At 73.6% G+C, this 19,920-nt stretch carries 16 protein-coding genes; 10 read left to right on the plus strand and 6 right to left on the minus strand.

Features of this window, described 5'->3' with window-relative positions:
- Nucleotides 1–221 precede the first annotated feature (221 nt).
- On the plus strand, nucleotides 222–1,226 hold the full coding sequence (locus ABD363_RS05995; protein WP_344600340.1) for an acetylxylan esterase: 1,005 nt from the start codon (nucleotides 222–224) through the stop codon (nucleotides 1,224–1,226).
- Nucleotides 1,227–1,527: 301 nt separating this feature from the next.
- Here ABD363_RS05995 and ABD363_RS06000 read toward each other — a convergent pair whose 3' ends face one another.
- Nucleotides 1,528–4,362 carry an aconitate hydratase gene (locus tag ABD363_RS06000; protein WP_344600342.1) on the minus strand — a complete coding sequence of 945 codons (2,835 nt, stop codon included), beginning with the start codon at nucleotides 4,360–4,362 and terminating at the stop codon, nucleotides 1,528–1,530.
- A gap of 498 nt (nucleotides 4,363–4,860) precedes the next feature.
- On the opposite strand from ABD363_RS06000, the gene ABD363_RS06005 reads away from it, so the two are divergent.
- Nucleotides 4,861–5,058, plus strand: coding sequence for a DUF4236 domain-containing protein (locus ABD363_RS06005; RefSeq protein WP_344600344.1), 198 nt, complete (start codon nucleotides 4,861–4,863; stop codon nucleotides 5,056–5,058).
- Nucleotides 5,059–5,122: 64 nt separating this feature from the next.
- Entirely contained in the window at nucleotides 5,123–6,652 is a 1,530-nt protein-coding gene (locus ABD363_RS06010) for a helix-turn-helix domain-containing protein (RefSeq protein ID WP_344600346.1), read from the plus strand.
- Between the two features lie 121 nt (nucleotides 6,653–6,773).
- Here the strand turns inward: ABD363_RS06010 and lpdA are convergent, their stop codons facing one another.
- Entirely contained in the window at nucleotides 6,774–8,180 is a 1,407-nt protein-coding gene (gene lpdA / locus ABD363_RS06015; RefSeq protein ID WP_344600348.1) for a dihydrolipoyl dehydrogenase, read from the minus strand.
- Nucleotides 8,181–8,550: 370 nt separating this feature from the next.
- Here lpdA and ABD363_RS06020 point away from each other — a divergent pair, with 370 nt between their 5' ends.
- Complete coding sequence (locus ABD363_RS06020; RefSeq protein WP_344600350.1) at nucleotides 8,551–9,906, plus strand: diacylglycerol/lipid kinase family protein; 1,356 nt, start codon at nucleotides 8,551–8,553, stop codon at nucleotides 9,904–9,906.
- 60 nt (nucleotides 9,907–9,966) lie between these two features.
- Here the strand turns inward: ABD363_RS06020 and ABD363_RS06025 are convergent, their stop codons facing one another.
- Nucleotides 9,967–10,395: a DUF6299 family protein gene (locus tag ABD363_RS06025; RefSeq protein WP_344600352.1), complete on the minus strand. Its 429-nt coding sequence runs from the start codon at nucleotides 10,393–10,395 to the stop codon at nucleotides 9,967–9,969.
- 282 nt (nucleotides 10,396–10,677) lie between these two features.
- Between ABD363_RS06025 and ABD363_RS06030 the strand changes: the two genes are divergently transcribed.
- The gene (locus ABD363_RS06030; protein ID WP_344600354.1) at nucleotides 10,678–11,496 is read left to right on the plus strand and encodes a PaaX family transcriptional regulator; all 819 of its coding nucleotides are present in this window, start codon (nucleotides 10,678–10,680) and stop codon (nucleotides 11,494–11,496) included.
- Nucleotides 11,497–11,831: 335 nt separating this feature from the next.
- The gene (locus ABD363_RS06035; RefSeq protein WP_344600356.1) at nucleotides 11,832–12,260 is read left to right on the plus strand and encodes an ATP-binding protein; all 429 of its coding nucleotides are present in this window, start codon (nucleotides 11,832–11,834) and stop codon (nucleotides 12,258–12,260) included.
- Here the strand turns inward: ABD363_RS06035 and ABD363_RS06040 are convergent.
- The 3 genes from ABD363_RS06040 to ABD363_RS06050 form a co-directional block, all read right to left on the minus strand.
- Complete coding sequence (locus ABD363_RS06040; RefSeq protein ID WP_344600357.1) at nucleotides 12,217–13,653, minus strand: amino acid permease; 1,437 nt, start codon at nucleotides 13,651–13,653, stop codon at nucleotides 12,217–12,219. The two genes, ABD363_RS06035 and ABD363_RS06040, sit on opposite strands and share 44 nt — an antisense overlap.
- Nucleotides 13,654–13,791: 138 nt before the next feature.
- On the minus strand, nucleotides 13,792–14,799 hold the full coding sequence (gene argF, locus ABD363_RS06045; protein WP_344600359.1) for an ornithine carbamoyltransferase: 1,008 nt from the start codon (nucleotides 14,797–14,799) through the stop codon (nucleotides 13,792–13,794).
- Nucleotides 14,800–15,013: 214 nt separating this feature from the next.
- On the minus strand, nucleotides 15,014–16,252 hold the full coding sequence (locus tag ABD363_RS06050; protein ID WP_344600360.1) for an arginine deiminase: 1,239 nt from the start codon (nucleotides 16,250–16,252) through the stop codon (nucleotides 15,014–15,016).
- Nucleotides 16,253–16,465: 213 nt separating this feature from the next.
- On the opposite strand from ABD363_RS06050, the gene ABD363_RS06055 reads away from it, so the two are divergent.
- From ABD363_RS06055 to ABD363_RS06070, 4 genes are all read left to right on the plus strand, one after another.
- Nucleotides 16,466–16,909, plus strand: coding sequence for an ankyrin repeat domain-containing protein (locus ABD363_RS06055; RefSeq protein WP_344600361.1), 444 nt, complete (start codon nucleotides 16,466–16,468; stop codon nucleotides 16,907–16,909).
- Nucleotides 16,910–17,155: 246 nt separating this feature from the next.
- Complete coding sequence (locus ABD363_RS06060; protein WP_344600362.1) at nucleotides 17,156–17,989, plus strand: CPBP family intramembrane glutamic endopeptidase; 834 nt, start codon at nucleotides 17,156–17,158, stop codon at nucleotides 17,987–17,989.
- Entirely contained in the window at nucleotides 17,989–19,206 is a 1,218-nt protein-coding gene (locus tag ABD363_RS06065) for a sensor histidine kinase (protein ID WP_344600441.1), read from the plus strand. The genes ABD363_RS06060 and ABD363_RS06065 overlap by 1 nt, the downstream gene beginning before the upstream one ends.
- Nucleotides 19,203–19,862, plus strand: a complete 660-nt coding sequence (locus ABD363_RS06070; protein ID WP_344600363.1) for a response regulator — start codon at nucleotides 19,203–19,205, stop codon at nucleotides 19,860–19,862. The genes ABD363_RS06065 and ABD363_RS06070 overlap by 4 nt, the downstream gene beginning before the upstream one ends.
- The last annotated feature ends 58 nt before the right edge of the window (nucleotides 19,863–19,920 follow it).

Raw genomic sequence — 19,920 nt, forward strand, 5'->3', positions numbered from 1 at the left:
TAGAGGTGCCGGTAAGCGCTGTCAATGGGGGGTGCGGGCGGGAAGCCCGAGGCGGTCGCGGGACATCGGCATCAACTCCGCGGGACGGTGGAAGAGATGAAGGGGCCGCCCGGCCACTCGGAACTTTCCGGGGTGCGGCCGCAACGATCGGCCGTCGCGACCCCCTTTTCCCCGCGCTCCGCCCGTCCTTCCCCGCCCCGAGACGTCTGCGAGGTGCCGCCGTGCCCGCGTTCGACCTGCCCCTGCCGGAGCTGGAGCGCCACCGCCCGGCCCTCGAAGAGCCCGCCGACTTCGACGAGTTCTGGACGAGCACCCTGCGGGAGGCCGCGCGGTATGTCCCGCTGGCGTCGGCGCGGCCCGTGGCGAACGGACTGCGGCTGACCGAGACCTGGGACGTGACCTTCCGCGGCTTCGCGGGCGATCCGGTGCGCGCCTGGTTCAGCAGGCCGGCCGGGGTGCGCGAACCGCTGCCGGCGGTCGTCGAGTACGCGGGCTACGGCCGCGGGCGCGGCCTCCCCCACGAGCGGCTGACCTGGGTGACCGCGGGGTACGCGCACCTGCTGATGGACAACCGCGGCCAGGGCGACCGGTACGGCAGCGGCGGCGACACCCCCGACCCGCACGCCACCGCCCCCGGCGGCCCCGGCCCGGCGGTCCGCGGCCTGCGCTCGCCCCACGACCACCACTACCGCCGGCTGATCACGGACGCGGTGCGCGCGGTCGCCGCGGTGCGGGAACTGCCCGGTGTGGCGGGCGACCGGGTCGCGGCCGTCGGCAACAGCCAGGGCGGCGGCCTCGCCCTGGCCGTCGCGGGCCTGGTGCCGGACCTGGCGGCGGTCCTGGTCACCGCCCCGCTGCTGTGCGGCATCCGCCGCGCCCTGGACCTCACGGACGCGGGCCCGTACGGCGAGATCACCGCCTACCTCGCCGTCCACCGCGGCGCCGAGCGGGCCGCCTACCGCACCCTCGCCTACCTGGAGGGCGTCTCCTTCGCCCGCCGCGCCCACGCCCCGGCCCACTTCGGGGTGGGCCTGCGCGACACGGTGTGCCCGCCGAGCGGGGCGTACGGCGCGTGGAACCGCTACGGGGAGCTGACCGGCGCAGAGCCGCGCAAGGAGATCCACGCCTACCCGTTCAACGGCCACGAGGGCGGCGACGCGGTGCACGTGCGCCGCCAGCTCTCCTGGCTGGCGACGGTGGTGGGAGCCGGCCCGGGCCCGGCGTGAGCACGGGCGGTGCGGGCGGCCCGGCAGCCGCACGCCCGCACGGGCCCCGCCCGTCCGGCGCCGCGAGGCGGGAGCGTCCCGGGGGCGTGTTCCGGTCCACCGATGGGAGCGCTCCCACCTCGCTTGGGGGCGAAGGTAGCGTCCCACGCCCCGCTTGTAAACGGATGGCGCGGGAGGTGCGCGGCGGGCGCGCCCCGCGTCCGCGCCGAGGGCGGTGATCCGGCGGGGTCCGCGCCGGCGACGGCGAAGGGCCGCGTCCCCGGCGACGGGGACGCGGCCCTGGACCGCCCTGCGGTGCCGCTTACTTGCGGATCAGGCTGCGCAGCACGTACTGCATGATGCCGCCGTTGCGGTAGTAGTCCGCCTCACCGGGGGTGTCGATGCGGACGACCGCGTCGAACTCGACGCCGGTGTCGGTGGTGACCTTCACCGTGCGCGGGGTGGTGCCCTCGTTGAGCTCGGTGACGCCGGTGATGGAGAAGGTCTCCTCGCCGGTCAGGCCGAGGGACTCGGCGGAGGCGCCCTCCGGGAACTGCAGCGGCAGCACGCCCATGCCGATGAGGTTGGAGCGGTGGATGCGCTCGTAGGACTCGGCGATGACGGCCTTGACGCCGAGCAGCGCGGTGCCCTTGGCGGCCCAGTCGCGGGACGAGCCGGAACCGTACTCCTTGCCCGCGATGACGACCAGCGGGATGCCGGCCTTCTGGTAGTTCTGCGAGGCGTCGTAGATGAAGGAGACCGGGCCGCCCTCCTGCGTGAAGTCCCGCGTGTAGCCGCCCTCGGTGCCCGGCGCGATCTGGTTGCGCAGGCGGATGTTGGCGAACGTGCCGCGGATCATGACCTCGTGGTTGCCGCGGCGCGAGCCGTAGCTGTTGAAGTCGCGGCGCTCGACGCCGTGCTCCGTGAGGTACTTGCCGGCCGGGGTGTCGGCCTTGATGGCGCCGGCCGGGGAGATGTGGTCGGTGGTGACCGAGTCGCCCAGCTTGGCCAGGACCCGGGCGCCGGTGATGTCCTCGACCGGGGCCGGCTCCATGGTCATGCCCTCGAAGTACGGGGGCTTGCGGACGTAGGTGGACTCCGGGTCCCACTCGAAGGTGTCGCCGGTCGGGACCGGCAGCGCCTGCCACTGGGCGTCGCCGGCGAAGACGTCGCTGTAGGACTTGGAGAACATGTCCTCGCCGATGGCGTTGGCGACGACGTCGTTGACCTCGGCCTCGGTCGGCCAGATGTCCTTCAGGTAGACCGGGTTGCCGTCCTGGTCGGTGCCCAGGGCGTCCTTGGTGATGTCCACCTTCATGGAGCCGGCGAGGGCGTAGGCGACGACCAGCGGCGGGGACGCCAGGTAGTTCATCTTGACGTCGGGGTTGATCCGGCCCTCGAAGTTGCGGTTGCCGGACAGCACCGAGGTGACGGCGAGGTCGTGGTCGTTGACGGCCTTGGAGACCTCCTCCGGCAGCGGGCCGGAGTTGCCGATGCAGGTGGTGCAGCCGTAGCCGACGAGGTTGAAGCCGACCTTGTCCAGGTACGGGGTCAGGCCCGCCTTGTCGAAGTAGTCGGTGACGACCTTCGAACCCGGGGCGAGGGTGGTCTTGACCCACGGCTTGCGGGTCAGGCCCTTCTCGACCGCCTTCTTGGCCACCAGGGCGGCGGCGACCATGACGTACGGGTTGGAGGTGTTGGTGCAGGAGGTGATGGCCGCGACCGTGACCGCGCCGTGGTCCAGCTCGTAGGTGGTGCCGTCGGGGGCGGTGACGGTGACCGGGTTGGACGGGCCGGGGCCGGGCACGACGGCGGAGTGCTGCGGGGCGCCGGCGCCGTTGTCCTCGTGGCCGTAGGCGGGGGCGTCGGACGCCGGGAAGGACTCGGCGCTGGCCTCGTCGACCGGGGACTCGACGCCGTGCGGCTGCTCCTGCTGCGGGACGCCCGGCTTGCGGTCGTCGCCGCCGGTGACGCCGGCCTGCACGTAGTTGAGCACGTCGGCGTTGAACTGCTCGGCGGCGCGGGCGAGTTCGATGCGGTCCTGCGGGCGCTTCGGGCCGGCGATGGAGGGCACGACGGTGGAGAGGTCGAGCTCCAGCTTCTCGGAGAAGTCCGGCTCGGCGGCCGGGTCCAGCCACAGGCCCTGCTCCTTGGCGTACGCCTCGACGAGGGCGACCTGCTGCTCGGAGCGGCCGGTCAGGCGCAGGTAGTTCAGGGTCTCGTCGTCGATCGGGAAGATCGCGGCGGTGGAGCCGAACTCCGGCGACATGTTGCCGATGGTGGCGCGGTTGGCCAGCGAGGTGGCGGCCACGCCCTCGCCGTAGAACTCGACGAACTTGCCGACGACGCCGTGCTTGCGGAGCATCTCGGTGATGGTCAGCACCAGGTCGGTGGCGGTGGTGCCGGGCTGGAGCTCACCGGTGAGCTTGAAGCCGACGACGCGCGGGATGAGCATCGAGACGGGCTGGCCGAGCATCGCGGCCTCGGCCTCGATGCCGCCGACGCCCCAGCCGAGGACGCCGAGGCCGTTGACCATGGTGGTGTGCGAGTCGGTGCCGACCAGGGTGTCGGGGTAGGCCTTGCCGTCGCGGACCATGACGACGCGGGCCAGGTGCTCGATGTTCACCTGGTGGACGATGCCGGTGCCGGGCGGGACGACCTTGAACTCGTCGAAGGCGGTCTGGCCCCAGCGCAGGAACTGGTAGCGCTCCTTGTTGCGGCCGTACTCCAGGTCGACGTTCACCTTGAAGGCGTCGGAGGTGCCGAACTTGTCGGCGATGACGGAGTGGTCGATGACCAGCTCGGCCGGGGCCAGCGGGTTGATCTTCGCCGGGTCGCCGCCGAGCTCCTTGACGGCCTCGCGCATGGTGGCGAGGTCGACGACGCAGGGCACGCCGGTGAAGTCCTGCATGATCACGCGGGCCGGCGTGAACTGGATCTCCTGCGACGGCTGGGCCTGCGAGTCCCAGGAGCCGAGCGCGCGGATGTGGTCGGCGGTGATGTTGGCGCCGTCCTCGGTGCGGAGCAGGTTCTCCAGCAGCACCTTCAGGCTGTAGGGAAGGCGCGCGGAGCCCTCGACCTTGTCCAGCCGGAAGATCTCGTACGACTCGTCGCCCACCTGCAGCGTGCTGCGGGCGTCGAAGCTGTTCGCCGACACGACAGTCTCCTTCATTTATGTACGCGTACCACCGCAATCCTGCCGCCACGCCGTCTCGGCCGATCCGCTAAGGTAAGGCTAAGTTAGGTAGTCCTTACCGAGGTGGCGGCTGTGGTGCGCCTCGGCAGATATCTCGATGTCGAGATAACTCTAGTACATGGGGGCGGTCTGGTCATGCCCGGGCCCGCACCCTCCTCCTCCGCGCCCACGCGCCGCGGCCGTTCCCGCCGGGCGGCGCCGCCCGGCCGGCGCGAGCGCGACGAGGAACCGCGGGCCGCCGCCCCGGAGGGCGGCACGGCCGCCCGGACCGGCGCACCCCTCCCCGACCGGCGCACCCCTCCCGGACCGCGGCACCGCCCCCGGGCCCCGGCGCCGCCTCCCAGACCCCGGCGCGGCCTCGCGGGCCACCGCGCGACAGGGCCACCGGAGTTGCGCCATCAGCGCGCCAAGTCGGGGTACCCGACGGGTACGTTCACGGATCCTCGAAGGGAGGCACCCATGCCCCTCACGTTCCGCAAGAGCTTTCGCATCCTGCCCGGCGTGCGCCTGAACATCAACAGGCGTTCCTGGTCCATCACCACCGGCGGCAGGAGCGGTCCGCGGCACACGCACAGCAGCACGGGACGTCATACGACATCGGTGGATTTGCCCGGACCTTTCGGGTGGCGTCGCACCCGTTCCACCAGGCACCGTTGACGTCCTGTCACCCGAACGGACCCCCCAGGAGGCGCCATCTCATATCTGAGATAGCCTCACTCCCATGGCAGACGACTACCTCGTACGCATCGGCAGGCTCATCCGTGACGCCCGGCAGCACCGCGGCTGGACCCAGTCGCAGCTCGCCGAGGCGCTCGGCACCAGCCAGAGCGCCGTCAACCGCATCGAGCGGGGCAACCAGAACATCAGCCTTGAGATGATCGCCCGCATCGGTGAGGCCCTGGACAGCGAGATCGTCTCGCTGGGCTACGCGGGCCCGATGCATCTGCGGGTCGTCGGCGGTCGTCGGCTCTCCGGCGCCATCGACGTGAAGACGAGCAAGAACGCCTGCGTGGCCCTGCTGTGCGCCTCGCTGCTCAACAAGGGGCGCACGGTGCTGCGCCGGGTCGCCCGCATCGAGGAGGTGTACCGCCTCCTGGAGGTGCTGAACTCCATCGGCGTGCGCACCCGCTGGATCAACGGCGGCGTCGACCTGGAGATCGTGCCGCCGGCCGAGCTGGACATGGCGGCCATCGACGCCGACGCGGCGGTGCGCACGCGCTCCATCATCATGTTCTTCGGTCCGCTGCTGCACCGCATGGACCGCTTCAAGCTGCCGTACGCCGGCGGCTGCGACCTCGGGACCCGGACCATCGAGCCGCACATGATCGCGCTGCGCCGGTTCGGCCTGGACATCGCGGCGACCGAGGGCCAGTACCACGCGGTGGTCGACCGGTCCGTGCGTCCGGGCCGCCCGATCGTGCTGACCGAGCGGGGCGACACGGTCACCGAGAACGCGCTGCTGGCCGCCGCCCGGCACGACGGCGTCACCGTCATCCGCAACGCCTCCTCCAACTACATGGTCCAGGACCTCTGCTTCTTCCTGGAGGCGCTGGGCGTCGAGGTCGAGGGCATCGGCACCACCACGCTCACCGTGCACGGCGTGCCGGACATCGACGTGGACGTCGACTACTCGCCGTCCGAGGACCCGGTCGAGGCGATGAGCCTGCTGGCCGCGGCCGTCGTCACCGAGTCGGAGCTGACGGTCCGCCGGGTGCCGATCGAGTTCCTGGAGATCGAGCTGGCCGTCCTGGAGGAGATGGGCCTCGACCACGACCGCTCGCCCGAGTACGTCGCCGACAACGGCCGTACCCGGCTGGTGGACCTGACCGTGCGGCCCTCCAAGCTGGAGGCGCCGATCGACAAGATCCACCCGATGCCGTTCCCCGGCCTGAACATCGACAATGTCCCGTTCTTCGCGGCCATCGCGGCCTCCGCGCAGGGCAAGACGCTGATCCACGACTGGGTCTACGACAACCGCGCGATCTACCTCACCGACCTCAACCGGCTCGGCGGGCGGCTGCAGCTGCTGGACCCGCACCGGGTGCTGGTCGAGGGTCCGACCCGCTGGCGCGCCGCCGAGATGATGTGCCCGCCGGCCCTGCGGCCCGCCGTGGTCGTCCTGCTGGCGATGATGGCGGCGGAGGGCACCTCCGTGCTGCGGAACGTGTACGTCATCAACCGCGGGTACGAGGACCTGGCCGAGCGCCTGAACTCGGTCGGGGCGCAGATCGAGACGTTCCGCGACATCTGAGGAGCGAACGCCGCCCCGCCCGGCCGTCCCCCGGGAACGGCCGGGCGGGGGTCGGCCGCGGACGGAGGGCGGCTCTCCGGCGGGCGGGGCCGGGGAAGGGGCCGGTCACCGCGGCCCCCCGTCACATGTTGATCATGTGCCCGGCCAGGCCGTGCACCGCTTCCTTGACCGCCTCGCCCAGGGTCGGGTGGGCGTGGATGTTGCGGGCGACCTCGTGGACGGTGAGGTCCCACTGCTGGGCCAGGGTCAGCTCGGGCAGCAGCTCGGTGACCTCGGGGCCGATGAGGTGGGCGCCGAGGATCTCGCCGTGCCGCCTGTCGCTGATCACCTTGACGAAGCCGCCGGGCTCGGCCAGGCCGTGCGCCTTGCCGTTGGCCGTGAACGGGAACCTGACCACGTCGACGTCGAAGCCGGCCCGGCGGGCCTGCTCCTCGGTGTAGCCGAAGCCGGCGATCTGCGGCCGGCAGTAGGTGGCGCGGGGCACCATGCGGAAGTCGATCTCCATCGTCTCGGCGCCGGCGATGGTCTCGGCGGCGACGATGCCCATGCTTTCGGCGGCGTGCGCGAGCATCAGCCTGGCCGTCACGTCCCCGATGGCGTAGATGTGCGGAACGCTGGTGCGGCCCCGCCCGTCGACCTCGATCGCGCCGCGGCCGGTGAGCCGTACCCCGGTGGTCTCCAGGCCGTAGCCGGTGACGCGCGGGGTGAAACCGACGGCCTGCATGACCCGGGCCGCCTCCAGCGTCCGCCGGGTGCCGTCCCGGGTGACGGTCACACGCACGGGGGACGCCGGGTCGGTGTCGTCGATGGCCTCCACCCGGGTGGAGGTGAGCACCTCGATGCCGAGCCTGCGGTAGTTCCTGGCGAGTTCCCTGGAGACGTCGGCGTCCTCCAGGGGGAGGATCCGGTCGGCGAACTCCACCAGGGTCACCTCGACGCCGTAGTTGTGCAGCACGTAGGCGAACTCGACGCCGATGGCGCCGGCGCCCGCGATGACGATGCTCTCCGGCAGCTCCTCGGCGAGGATCTGCTCCTCGTACGTGACGACGCGGTCGCTCAGCGCCGTACCGGGCAGCAGCCGCGTGGTGGCGCCCGTGGCGATCACGCAGTGGTCGAAGGTGAGCGTCTCGGTGCGGCCGTCGCCGAGGTCCACCCGCAGGGTGTTCCGGTCGGTGAAGGTGCCCCGCCCGTCGTACTCGGTGATGCCGTTCTTGCGCATCAGGTAGTGGACGCCGGACACGCGCCCGTCGGCGACCTTGCGGCTGCGCCGGTACGCGGCGCCGTAGTCGAAGGTGACGGCTCCCTCGGCCCGGATGCCGAACGTGTCCGCCTGCGTCGTCACGATGTGCGCCAGCTCCGCGTTGCGCAGCAGCGCCTTGGAGGGAATGCAGCCCACGTTGAGGCAGACGCCGCCCCAGTACTTCTCCTCCACCACCGCGACGCTCAACCCGAGTTGGGCGCATCGGACCGCTGCCGTGTATCCCCCGGGACCGGCTCCCAGGACGACGACGGCGAAGTGCTCGCTCATGACCCCCCGCTTTCCTCTTCCGCGTTCCCCCGCCGATTCTTCACCGTCCGCGGGAGCCGCCTCACCCTTACCCACGCGGTGTGACGGTCCTTACGCTCTCGCCGGGCCGCTCCGCGCGGCGGGTTCCCGGCGGCGCCGGTGACGGCGTCGGCCGCGCCGGCGGGCCGACCGTGGAACAGTCGAAAGGCCGTCCGCACGGGTCGGTGCCGCGCGGCCGCCCGTCGCGGCGGGTCACGGGGCCGCCGGGGCCCTTCCGGGGCCTTCGGGCCGCGGGAGCGTTCCCGGCCCGCGCGGCACTCCCCCGGCGTCGCCCTCCCCCGCGCGGGCAAGCTGTACGCAGGAGGCGGGGCGAGCGGAGGAGGGCAGGGACGTGGACCTCAGCAGGCGGGCCTACCGGGGGCAGCGGTGGGCGGCCAGGGGGGCGCTGGCCGCCGCCGTGCTCGCGGTGCTCGTGCCCCTCCTGTACGGCGGTGCGGTCGGCGTCCTGGTCCTGGTGGCCGGCTTCGCGGGGCTGCCCGTCACCACGGCCGCCGTCTGGTGGGCGCTGACCTTGCGCGGCCCGGTGCGCTGGGCGGCGGCCGGGCTGGCGGTGGCCGTTCCGGCCGCCGTCGTCGCCCTGTACGCCGCCACCCTCGCCTGGGCGCTGCCGCTGTCGGTGGCGCTGTGGGCGCTCGCCGTCTGGAGCGGCCGGTACGCCCTGCGGGGCACCGGCGGCGACCGGGTGCGGGTGCGGGAGCGCCGGGCGGCTCCGCCGAAGCGGCCCTTCCTCCTGATGAACCCCCGGTCGGGCGGGGGGAAGGTGACCCGGTTCGAGCTGCGGGAGAAGGCCGAGCGGCTGGGGGCGCGCGTCGTGCTGCTCGACGCGCAGGAGCGGCAGGACGTCACCGCCCTGGCCCGGGCCGCCGTCGCGGACGGCGCGGACCTGCTGGGGGTCGCGGGCGGTGACGGCACGCAGGCGCTGGTCGCGGCCGTGGCCGCCGAGCACGGCCTGCCGTTCCTGGTGATCAGCGCCGGCACCCGCAACCACTTCGCGATGGACCTGGGCCTGGACCGCGACGACCCCGCCGCCTGCCTGGACGCGCTCACCGACGGCGTCGAGCTCCGCGTCGACCTCGGCTTCGCCGACGGCCACCCCTTCGTCAACAACGCGTCCTTCGGGGCGTACGCGGCCATCGTGCAGCACCCCTCCTACCGCGACGACAAGCTCGGCACCAGCCTGGAGCTGCTGCCGGACCTGCTCACCCACCAGCAGGGCCCCCGGCTGACCGTGCGCGTGGGGGAGACGACGCTCACCGACCCGCAGGCCGTGCTGGTCAGCAACAACCCCTACCGCACGGGCGACCCGTTCGGGTTCGCCCGGCGCGAGCGGCTGGACTCCGCCGCGCTCGGCGTCCTCGGGATCAGGGTGGACAGCGCGGCCGCGGCCGCCGCCCTGCTGCTGGCGCCGGAAGCGGGCAGTCTCACCGTCCTCACCGCCCGCGAGGTGGTCGTCGAGGCCGACCGGCCGGAGATCGAGGTCGGCATCGACGGCGAGGCCTTCACCCTGCCCACGCCGGTGCGCTGCCGTATCGCGCCGCGCGCCCTGCGGGTCCGCGTCCCCCGCCGCCGCCCCGGCGTGCAGCCGCCCCGGCCGCCCCTGGACTGGCGCCGGCTGCGGAAGCTGGCGACGACGGTCGGCCGTACCGCCCTGCCCCGGCGGCTGGAGCGGCCCCCGCGGCCCGGCTGAGGGCCCGCGAAGGCGCCTTCCGGCCGGCGGCCTCGCGGGCGGTCCGCGCTCGCGGACGGGTCACGCGGCGACCAGGGTCACCGTCCGGGCCTGGCCGGCGTGGACGCGGGGCACGGGCAGGATGCCGAGGGTGCGCAGTTCCAGCAGGGTGGCCTCGGCGCGGGCGGGCCCGGCCACGAGGGCCCGTCCCGCGACCCGGGCGGTGTTGACCCAGCGGTGCTCCTTGCCGTCGCACACGGCGCGGGTGCCGCCGATGCCGTAGCGGAGCGTGGTGGGCTGGGTCACGGAGCTGCCGACGAACACCGGGGTGCCGGCGGTGACGCAGCGGTAGGTGCCGGAGAGGGTGACCGTGCCGTCCGCGGCGATGCGGCCCGTCGGGTCGACGGTCACGGACTCGTCCGGGGCCGCGTGCGCGGGCGCGGCGGGCGCGGTCAGCAGGAGCACGGCGGCGCCGGCGGCGACGGCGGTGAGGACGCGGCGGAAGGACATGGGGAACCTCCTGTGGACGGGCTTTCCGGGGATGTCCACTGGTACCGGGCGGACCTTGCCCGGGCCGTGATCGTCACCCCTTCGGTGGCGCGTCATCCGCAGGCGTGCCCCGCGGACGGTCCTGCCTCCGGCGTGCCGCCCCTCCGGCTCCCCCGTCCGGCGTGCCGCCCGGCCACCTCCCGCGGGCGGGCGCACGGTCCCGGCGGCCGCCGCCGGACGGCCGCGGGCCGGGCGGCGGCCCGTGAAACCTGGGGTGACCAGCGACGATGCCGAAGATCTAGAATGATCAACGTGTCCGACCAGCATGCACCACGGTCTTTGATCGTCACGCTCTACGGCGCGTACGGCCGCCACCTGCCCGGCCCCGTGCCCGTCGCCGAGCTGATCCGGCTGCTGGCCGCGGTCGGCGTGGACGCCCCCTCCGTCCGCTCGTCGGTGTCCCGGCTCAAGCGGCGCGGGCTGCTCGTGCCGGCCCGTACGGCCGGGGGCGCGGCCGGGTACGAGCTGTCGCCGGACGCCCGCCGGCTGCTCGACGACGGCGACCGGCGCGTCCACGCCGAGGTGCCGCCGCGGGACGAGGGCTGGGTGCTGGCGGTGTTCTCCGTGCCGGAGTCGGAGCGGCAGAAGCGGCACGTACTGCGTTCGCGGCTGGCCGGGCTGGGCTTCGGCACCGCCGCCCCGGGCGTGTGGATCGCCCCGGCCCGGCTGTACGAGGAGACCCGGCACACCCTCCGGCGGCTGCGGCTCGACGGGTACGTGGACTTCTTCCGCGGCGAGCACCTCGGCTTCGCGCCGACCGCCGAGGCGGTGGCCCGCTGGTGGGACCTGGCCGCGATCGCCAAGGAGCACGAGGCGTTCCTCGACCGGCACGCGCACGTGCTGCGCGCCTGGGAGCGCCGCGCCGACACGCCGCCCGAGGACGCCTACCGCGACTATCTGCTCGCCCTGGACTCCTGGCGCCGCCTCCCCTACACCGATCCGGGCCTGCCCGCGCGGCTGCTGCCCGCCGACTGGCCGGGCGTCCGCTCGGCCGCCGTGTTCCGGGCGCTGCACGAGCGGCTGCGGGACGCGGGCGCCGCCTTCGCCGGCCTGGAGCCGTAGCCGCACGGACGTGACCTCGCGCACGCCGCGGGTCACCGGCACGGCCCTCGGCTCCCCGCCGGCCGCCGGGCCGCGGGCGGGGCGGGAGGAGGGACGGGCGCGCACGACCGCCGCGGCAGGGGCCCGGGGAGCCGCCGTCCGGCCCACCGGGCCGCCGGGCGCGGGCAGGACCGCCTCGCCCGCCCGCGCGGTGCCCGTCGGACGGCTCCGCCGGACAGCGCCGTACCATTCACCGAGTCGACAGCAGGACTTCCTGCTCCCTGAACGGACTCGCCTTGCACGAACACTCCCCGGCCCGCCCGTCGCCCGGCCACCGCCCCTCGTGGAGACGCTCCATGCCGTCCCTTTCGCCCGCCTCCTGGCGCGTCCCGCTGCCGCACACCGCCGCGGCGGTGCCCGTGGCCCGTACGCTGGTCCGTACGGCGCTGGCCGAGCTGGAGCACGGGGCCGACAGCGACACCGCGGAACTGCTCACGGCGGAGCTGGTCGCCAACGCCGTGGAGCACACCGCCGGGCCGATCGAGCTGGTGGTGGAACTGCTGCCGACCTGCTGCCAGGTCGAGGTGCACGACTCGGACCCGGCGCCGCCCGGCGACCTCGTCCGGCCGGCCGGCGGCGAGCCGGACCCCTGGCAGGAGCACGGGCGCGGTCTGCTGCTGATCCGCGCCCTGAGCTCGTCCTGCGGACACCGCCCCGCCGGCTCCGGCAAGGCGGTGTGGTTCAGACTGCCTGTCGTACCGGCTCCGCGGCGTCCGTCGCCGTGACCGCCGCCAGGCGCGAGGCGCGGCGCCCGTAGAGGAGGTACACGCCGAGTCCGGCCGCCAGGAACACGGCGAACTGGAGCCAGGTGTCCGGGCCCGTCTCGTACATCAGGTACAGGCAGCAGGCGACGCCGAGCAGCGGGGTCACCGGGGACAGCGGCACCCGGAAGGTGCGGGCCAGACCCGGTTCGCGGCGGCGCAGCGCGAGCACGGCGACGTTGACGGCGGCCATGGTGGCGAGCGTGCCGATGGTGCACAGGTCGACCACCGCGTCCAGCGGGGCGAAGGCCGCCGGGAGCGCGAAGACGACGGCGACGATCAGGGTGCCGGCGACGGGCGTCGCGGTCCGCGGGGACACCTTCTCGAACACGGGGGGCACCAGGCCGTCCCGGGACATCGACAGCAGGATGCGGGTCTGGCCGTACATCACGGCGAGCACCACCGAGGCGATGGCGACGACCGCGCCGAACGCGACGACGCCGCCGCCGATGGCGGAGCCGGTGACCTCGTTGACGACGTACGACAGCGCGGCGGGCCGCCCGCCGACCTCGTCGCCGCCGATCGCGCCGATCGCGGCCAGGGCGACCGCGCAGTACAGCAACGTGATCAGGCCGATGCAGACCAGGATCGCGACGGGGACGTCCCGGCGCGGGTTCCGCGCCTCCTCGCCGGCCGTGGTGATCGCGTCGAAGCCGATGTACGAGAAGAACGCGGCCGTGGTGCCCGCGCCGATGCCGCCGAGCCCGGCCGGGGAGAACGGGGTGAGGTGGCCGGCCCGGAAGGCGGTGAAGCCGATCGCGCAGAAGGCGACGAGGACGGCGAGCTTGAGGACGGCCATCGCGGCCGTGGCGCGGGCGCTCTCGCGCACCCCGCGCACCAGCAGGACGGCGGCCATGGCGATGACCAGCACCGCCGGGAGGTTGACCGCCCCGCCCTCGCCGGGACCGGCGGACAGCGCGGCCGGGATCCGGACGCCGAGGAGGCTGTCCAGCAGCTCGTTGACGTACTGGCTCCAGCCGACCGCGACCGCGGACACCGACACGCCGTACTCGAGGAGCAGGCACCAGCCGACCAGGAAGGCCGTGGTCTCGCCCAGCCCGGCGTAGGCGAAGGAGTACGAGGACCCGGAGACCGGGATGGCGCCGCCCAGCTCGGCGAAGGCGAACGCGGTGAGGACGCAGGTGATCGCGGCCAGCACGAAGGAGACGACGACGGCCGGGCCGGCCTGGGCGACCGAGTCGGACAGGCCGACGAAGATGCCGGTGCCGACGATCGCGCCGACGCCGAAGCAGACGAGGTGGAACAGCCCCATCGTGCGCTTCAGACCGTGGCCCGCACGGTCGGCGCCCGACTCCGCCACGAGGAGGGCGGGGGACTTGATACGGGAGGCGGGCATGGGGGTGGTGCTCGTTTCTGGTGGTACGGGATGCGGCGGATCCGCCGCGTGGCGGCCACGGAAGGGGTGGCTCCGGGCCGCCGGACAGGACAAGCCCCGCTGAGGGCCTTGCTGGGGCGCCGGTCGGGCGGGCGCCGGTCAGGCGAGCGTGGCGACGAGGACCGCCTTGATGGTGTGCAGACGGTTCTCCGCCTCGTCGAAGACGACCGAGTGCGCCGACTCGAACACCTCGTCCGACACCTCCAGGTACGTCAGGCCGTGCGCCTCGTGGATCTCCCGGCCGACCTTGGTGCCGAGGTCGTGGAAGGCGGGCAGGCAGTGCAGGAACTTCACGTCCGGGTTGCCGGTGGCGCGCAGCACGTCCATGGTCACCGCGTACGGGGCGAGGGCGGCGATCCGCTCCTCCCAGACCTCCTTGGGCTCCCCCATGGAGACCCAGACGTCGGTGGCGACGAAGTCGGCGCCGCGCACGCCCTCCTGGAGGGACTCGGTGAGCGTGATGCGGGCGCCGCTGGACCCGGCGAGCTCACGGGCCCGGTCGACGACCTCCTGGGCGGGCCAGTAGGTCTTCGGGGCGACGATCCGCACGTCCATGCCGAGCAGGGCCGCGGTGACGAGGTAGGAGTTGCCCATGTTGAAGCGGGCGTCGCCGAGGTAGGCGAACGCGGTCTCCGTCAGCGGCTTGGCGCAGTGCTCGGTCATGGTGAGCACGTCGGCGAGCATCTGGGTGGGGTGCCAGTCGTCGGTCAGGCCGTTGTAGACGGGCACGCCCGCGTGCGCCGCCAGCTCCTCCACCTTGGCCTGGCTGTCCCCGCGGTACTCGATCGCGTCGTACATCCGGCCGAGCACGCGCGCGGTGTCCTTCACGGACTCCTTGTGGCCGATCTGCGACCCGGACGGGTCGAGGTAGGTCGTCGAGGCGCCCTGGTCGGCGGCGGCGACCTCGAAGGCGCAGCGGGTGCGCGTGGAGGTCTTCTCGAAGATCAGCGCGATGTTCTTCCCCCGCAGGTACCGGGTCTCGGTCCCGGCCTTCTTGGCGGCCTTCAGCTCGGCGGCCAGCTCGACCAGACCGAGGAACTCCCGCTCGGTGAAGTCGAGCTCCTTGAGGAAGTGGCGGCCGGCGAGGGCGGTCGGGACTGTCGCCATGGGGCGCTCCAGAGGTGCAGGTACAGAGGACTTTTGGAATTCTATACGAGATCCAGAATTTATATACGACCCGCCCCCGCGCTGCCCGGATCCGCGCTGCCCGGATCCGCGCCTCCCGCCCCCGCGCTGCCCGGGTCCGCACCTCCCTCTCCCCCGCCGTCTGCCCCCGTGCCCCTCTCCCCGCTGCCGCCTTCCCCCGCTGCCGCCCGCCCCCTCATGCCGCCCGCCCCCGTACGGGGTCCCGCTCGACGGGGCAGCTCATGCAGCGCGGCCCGCCCCTGCCCCGGCCCAGCTCGCTGCCGGGTATCTCGATCACCTCGATGCCCTGCTTGCGCAGGTGCGTGTTGGTGGTGGCGTTGCGCTCGTAGGCGACGACGACGCCCGGCTCGACGGCGAGGACGTTGCAGCCGTCGTCCCACTGCTCCCGCTCGGCCGCGTGCACGTCCTGGGTGGCGGTCAGCACGCGGATCTCGCTCAGTCCGAGCGCGGCGGCGATCGCGCGGTGCATGTGCTCCGGCGGATGGTCGGTGACCTTCAGCTCCTTCTCGCCGTCGCCCGGCTCGATGGTGTACGAGCGGAGCATGCCCAGGCCCGCGTACTGGGTGAAGGTGTCGCCGTCGACCATCGTCATCACCGTGTCCAGGTGCATGAACGCGCGCCGCTTGGGCATGTCGAGGGCCACGATCGTCTCGGCGGAGCCGGCCGCGAACAGCTTGTGCGCGAGCATCTCCACCGCCTGGGGCGTGGTCCGCTCGCTCATGCCGATCAGGACCGCCCCGTTGCCGATGACGAGCACGTCCCCGCCCTCGATGGTCGACGGGTAGTCGGCCTGCCCCTGGGACCAGACGTGGAACGGCTCGCCGTGGAACAGCGGGTGGTACCGGTAGATCGCCTCGAAGTGCACGGTCTCGCGCTGCCGGGCGGGCCAGCGCATGGCGTTGATGGCGACCCCGTCGTAGATCCAGGCGGAGGTGTCGCGGGTGAACAGGTGGTTCGGCAGCGGGCCGAGCAGGAAGTCGTCCAGCTCCATGACGTGGAAGCGCACGGAGGTCGGCTCCGGGTGCGCGTCCAGGAACTCCCGCTTGGTCATGCCACCGACCAGCGCCTCGGCCAGTTCCCGGGCGGGCAGGGCGTCGAAGGCGGCGCGGAGGTGGTCGGTGGCCAGGGGGCCGTACTCCTTCTCGTCGAAGACCCGGTCCAGCACCAGGGCCCTGGCCTCGGGGAGCTCCAGGGTCTCGGTGAGCAGGTCGCCGAAGAGGTGGACGGCGACGCCGCGGTCGCGCAGGACGTCGGCGAACCCGTCGTGCTCGGCGCGCGCCCGCCGCACCCACAGCACGTCGTCGAAGAGGAGGGCGTCCTTGTTGCTGGGGGTGAGCCTTTTGAGCTCCAGATCCGGCCGGTGGAGGATGACACGGCGCAGCCGCCCGACTTCGGAGTCGACATGGAATCCCATGTCTCCATCCTGACCACCGGGACGCGTTTCATCCCTTGCTCGCGCGGGACCGTCCGGAGCGGGCGGGCCCGGCCGCCGGGAGGGGTCCGGCCCGGTGGCGCGCGGCACGGCCGCCGGGAGGGCGGTCCGGCCCGGTGGGCGCCGTGCCGACCGCCGTCGCCGACGCGCGAATACGACTGGCTCCGCCGCACACGCCCTCGCTACCCTCCCGCCATGAAGCAGCGGCGGCGCAAGAAGCTCTCCCGCCGTCTCCACGAAGCGGCGCTGACCGGCGACGTCGCCCGCGTCAAGGCACTCCTGCGCGCCGGAGCGGACCCGGAGCGAAGGGACGGCGAGGGCGTCACCCCCTTGTATCTGGCGTCCGTGCAGGGGGAAACCGAGGTGGCACGCCTGCTCCTGGAAGCCGGTGCCTTTCCCGACACCGAGAGCGGAGGAGTCGGTTCCGAGGGCACGCCGCTGTGCGCGGCCGCCTGCTGGGGACACACCGAGACGGTGCGCGTGCTGCTGGCGCACGGTGCCGACCCGAACCTCCGTGAGGATCACGGAACGGGCTGGTCCCCCCTGGAATGGGCGGACGACGGCCCTCGTCCCGAGACCGCCGCACTCCTCGTCGCGGCGGGAGCGGACCCTCCGCGGAAACGCTCCGACCGCTTCTGACCCGGCGGCCGGCCCCCGGACATGCCCGCGATGACCGCGGCCCCCTGCCGCGACCGCCGCACCACCGCCCGACCGGACCGTCCCGTTCCGGAGCCGGGCGGGCCCGTCCCCCGTGAGAGCTACGTGCAGGTGTCCACTGTGAGGTGACGATTCCCGGTCGCCGTTTCCCTAGCGTTCGGTTCACCCGCGGCGCCCCGGCCGCGGGCCGGGCGAGGGGCCGGAAACGGAACCGGAGAAGGAGTCGTCGTGAAACTGGTGTGGCAGGTCCTGGCCGTGGTCGCGGTCGGTGCGGTCGGTGGCCGGAGCATCACCGCGGTGCAGGACGACCCGTGGCTCTCGCTCCTCCTGGGCGGCCTGACGGCCGTGCTCTCGGTGTTCGTCTACCGGTGGGTCGTGGGGCGCACCGAGCGGCGCCCGGTCACGGAGCTGGCCCGGGAGGGAGCGCGGAGGTCGCTCCTCCGGGGCACGGCCATCGGTGTCGCGATGTTCGGGTGCGTCATCGCGAACATCTCCTTCCTCGGGGGCTACGAGGTCCACGGCTTCGGCTCGCCGACGGGGGCGATCGGGCTGGTCGGCTTCATGGCCGGCGCCGCCGTCACGGAGGAACTGATGTTCCGCGGCCTGCTCTTCCGGCTCGTGGAGCGAGGGCTGGGCACGTACATCGCGCTGGCCCTGTCCGGTGCTCTGTTCGGCGCGGCCCATCTGCTCAACGAGAACGCCACCGTGCTGGGCGCCGTCGCCATCGCGGTCGAGGCCGGCGGCATGCTCGCCGCCGCGTACGCCGCCACCCGCTCCCTGTGGCTGCCGATCGGCCTGCACTTCGGCTGGAACTTCGCGGAGGCCGGCATCTTCGGCACCGAGGTCTCGGGCAGCGGCGCCACGCACGGGCTGCTGGACGCCTCGACGTCGGGCCCCGAGCTGATCACGGGCGGCGAGTTCGGCCCGGAGGCCAGCGTGTACTCGATGCTGTCCGGTGCGCTGCTGACGGTCGCCTTCCTGTGGCTGGCCCGCCGGCGCGGCACCGTCGTTCCCCGGCAGCGCGCCCGGCGCGCCGACGCCCTGGCTACACTCGGCCGGTGATGAGCCTTCAGCGGGCCGGCCGGGTGTGGCGCCGGCTCGACGTCACCGTCCGCGACCTTCCGCTCGGGATGCTGTTCCTGGTCGCGTCGTTCCTGCCGGGACTGCGCGGCCAGGGGACACAGCTCGGGGACCTGCCGACCCGCCCCTTCGACGCGCTCGCCGTCGCGGCCCTCGCGCTCGAGAGCCTGCCGCTGGTGGTGCGCCGTCGGTGGCCGCTCGTCTGTCTCGCCCTGGTGACGTGCGGCTTCGCCCTCGACCAGCTGCGCGGGTATCACTCGGCCGCCGGCACCGCGCTGCCCGTCGCGCTGATCAGTGCGGGATCCCGTCTGGAACGGCGCCGGCGCACCACCGTGGTCCTTCTCTCCCTGGCGTACGTGCCGCTGGCGGTCGCGCTCTCCCGGCTCGGTTCGGGCGGCGAGACGCCGGCGGAGTTCGTGACGTTCTACCTGGTGCCGGCCCTGGCCTGGGGGGCCGGGGCGTGGCTGCGGTCCACCCGTCTCGCGGAGGCCGGACGCCGCGAGCGCGCCGCGGCGCGGGCCCGTACCGCCGAACGCGCCCGGATCGCCCGCGAACTGCACGACGTGGTGACCCATCACGTGACCGCGATGGTCGTACAGGCCGAAGCCGCCCGCTACCTGACCGCCGCACCCGAGCGGCTCGAGCAGTCCCTGACCGCCGTCAGCGACACCGGCCGCCGCGCCCTCACCGACCTGCGCCACCTGCTCGACCTGCTCGACCCCGATCACGACCCCGACCCCGGCACCGGCACCGGCACCGGCACCGATCACGACCACGGCACCGGCACGGCGGAGGCCAAGGAGCTCAGGACACCGGCCGTCGGCAGGGTCCTCACCCTCGTCGAGCAGACCCGCCGGGCCGGGCAGCCGGTGGACTTCACCGAACGGGGCACGCCGCCGGCATCGGCCGGCAGCGCCGACCTCGTCGCCTACCGGGTGGTGCAGGAGGCCCTCACCAACGCCCTCAAGTACGCTCACGGCAGCCGGACTTCCGTCGAGGTACGGCACGGCGAGAGGGAGATCACCGTGGAGGTCAGCACGGACGGCGCCGGCTCACGCACCGCCGCCGGCGGCGGCGGGCGGGGCCTGGCCGGCCTGCGCGAACGCGTCGACGTCCTGGGCGGCGACTTCAGCGCCGGCGCCGGCCCGGACGGCGGCTTCACCGTACGGGCGCGCATCCCCGTCGGCGGCGCCTCGTGAGCGCACCCGTCCGGGTCCTGGTCTGCGACGACCAGGTGCTGGTCCGCACCGGCCTGGTCACCATCATCGACGCCCAGCCCGACATGGAGGTGGCGGGCGCGTGCGGAGACGGACGGACCGGAGTCGAACTCGCCCGGAAGGTGCGGCCCGACGTCGTCGTGATGGACATCCGCATGCCGGTCCTCGACGGCCTGGAGGCCACCCGCCTGCTGGCCGGCGCCGGCGTGCCCCACCCCGTCAAGGTCCTCGTGGTGACCACGTTCAACCTGGACGAATACGTCTACGAGGCACTGCGCGCCGGCGCCAGCGGCTTCCTCCTCAAGGACGCGCCCCCGGACCGGCTGCTCCACGGCATCCGGACCGTGGCCACCGGCGCGGCCCTCCTCGACCCCGACGTGACACGCCGGCTCGTCGGCCACTACGCCGCACGCATCCGCCCCACCGGGGACGCCTCCCGCCACCTCCCGCTCACCCCCCGCGAACTGGAGGTCCTCCGCCTCATCGCGGACGGCCTGTCCAACAGCGAGATCGCCGCGGCCCTCGTCATCAGCCAGGAGACCGTCAAGACCTTCGTCTCCCGCATCCTCGCCAAGCTGCAGCTCCGGGACCGCGTCCAGGCCGTCGTCTACGCCTACCGCCACGGCCTGGTCACCTGACACCGCCGTGCGCGCGGCGGCGCGCCGGAACGCGACGTCCGGCGTCCGCCGCCCGCCG

Source organism: Streptomyces glaucus (assembly GCF_039533365.1).
Taxonomy (GTDB): domain Bacteria; phylum Actinomycetota; class Actinomycetes; order Streptomycetales; family Streptomycetaceae; genus Streptomyces; species Streptomyces glaucus.

Bases quoted from the DNA above. Each gene is read 5' to 3' on its own strand.
- ABD363_RS06005 (WP_344600344.1), top strand. From the start codon at position 4,861: ATGCCCCTCACGTTCCGCAAGAGCTTTCGCATCCTGCCCGGCGTGCGC.
- ABD363_RS06010 (WP_344600346.1), top strand. From the start codon at position 5,123: ATGGCAGACGACTACCTCGTACGCATCGGCAGGCTCATCCGTGACGCC.
- lpdA (WP_344600348.1), bottom strand. From the start codon at position 8,180: ATGAGCGAGCACTTCGCCGTCGTCGTCCTGGGAGCCGGTCCCGGGGGA.
- ABD363_RS06025 (WP_344600352.1), bottom strand. From the start codon at position 10,395: ATGTCCTTCCGCCGCGTCCTCACCGCCGTCGCCGCCGGCGCCGCCGTG.
- ABD363_RS06030 (WP_344600354.1), top strand. From the start codon at position 10,678: ATGATCAACGTGTCCGACCAGCATGCACCACGGTCTTTGATCGTCACG.
- ABD363_RS06035 (WP_344600356.1), top strand. From the start codon at position 11,832: ATGCCGTCCCTTTCGCCCGCCTCCTGGCGCGTCCCGCTGCCGCACACC.
- ABD363_RS06040 (WP_344600357.1), bottom strand. From the start codon at position 13,653: ATGCCCGCCTCCCGTATCAAGTCCCCCGCCCTCCTCGTGGCGGAGTCG.
- argF (WP_344600359.1), bottom strand. From the start codon at position 14,799: ATGGCGACAGTCCCGACCGCCCTCGCCGGCCGCCACTTCCTCAAGGAG.
- ABD363_RS06050 (WP_344600360.1), bottom strand. From the start codon at position 16,252: ATGGGATTCCATGTCGACTCCGAAGTCGGGCGGCTGCGCCGTGTCATC.
- ABD363_RS06055 (WP_344600361.1), top strand. From the start codon at position 16,466: ATGAAGCAGCGGCGGCGCAAGAAGCTCTCCCGCCGTCTCCACGAAGCG.
- ABD363_RS06065 (WP_344600441.1), top strand. From the start codon at position 17,989: ATGAGCCTTCAGCGGGCCGGCCGGGTGTGGCGCCGGCTCGACGTCACC.